The organism is Acidovorax sp. SRB_24, from assembly GCF_012931925.1.
This window is the reverse complement of sequence record NZ_MWOM01000156.1, coordinates 1-892: the sequence shown is the minus strand read 5'-3', so window position 1 is coordinate 892 and position 892 is coordinate 1. Positions and strand designations below refer to the sequence as shown.

1 protein-coding gene is annotated in these 892 nt (G+C 69.8%); it reads right to left on the bottom strand.

All coding sequences use genetic code 11. The annotated features are described in order from the left end of the window. A partial coding sequence (locus B2J89_RS21190; protein WP_169170814.1) for a 4-hydroxythreonine-4-phosphate dehydrogenase PdxA occupies positions 1 to 855 on the bottom strand: 855 nt, incomplete at its 3' end. Positions 856 to 892 lie beyond the last annotated feature (37 nt).

Here is an 892-nt window from a genome sequence, read left to right as displayed (position 1 = left end):
GATCGCGATCTGGCCCTGGTCGTGGTACATGGTGACGATGGCCTGGTACTCGCCGGCCTGGGCTTTCAAAAAGATGGTGTCGGCCGGGAACGGGCCATGGAACGGCGCTTCGGTCGGCCAGTCGCGCGCCTGCAGCGCGCGCACCGCCGGCGCGATGGTGTCGATCTCTTCGCGCCCGCAGACACCGCCGTCGCCGCCGTGCGGGTTGAAAGCGGCCACCGCCACCTTGGGCGCCGCATAGCCGCTGGCCAGCAGCGAGCGGTAGATCAGCTCGGCCGCCTGCGCGATGCGCTCCTGGCTCAGGTAGTTGGCCACGTCCTTGAGCGGCACATGCGAGGAGATGCGCGAGGTCCACAGGTCGCCCAGCGTGTTGAACTCGCAGAAATAGCCCCGCACGCCCAGGTATTCGGCGAAGTGGTGCAGTTCGTCCTCGTGGCGCATCCCGCCGATCTTCATCGCCTGCTTGTTCAGCGGCGCAAAGCAGATCGCATCGACCTCGCCGGCCAGGGCCGCGTCCATGCAGCGGTCGAGCACCTGCAGCACCGAGCGCCCGCCCGCCGCCTCGGCGCGGCTGAGGTGCACGTCGGCGGCGGCCACGGTGTCGAGCGCGAGAAACGCCGGCAGTGCCTGGTCGCCGCGCAGGCGCACCGCGGCCAGCGTGTCGATGGCCGCGGTGGCCACCTGCACGCCCGCGATGCGCTGGCCTTCTTCCCAGAGCCAGCGGTCGCCGACCAGCACGATGTTGGCGCGCTGCGTGGCCTCGGGCCGGGCCAGCAGGCGCGCGATCAGCTCGGCGCCGATGCCGGCGGGGTCGCCCAGGGTCAGGGCAACGACGGGCTTGTCGGAATGGGGCATAGGTCAGTCGATCTTGATGTTGTTCTTGCGGATGATG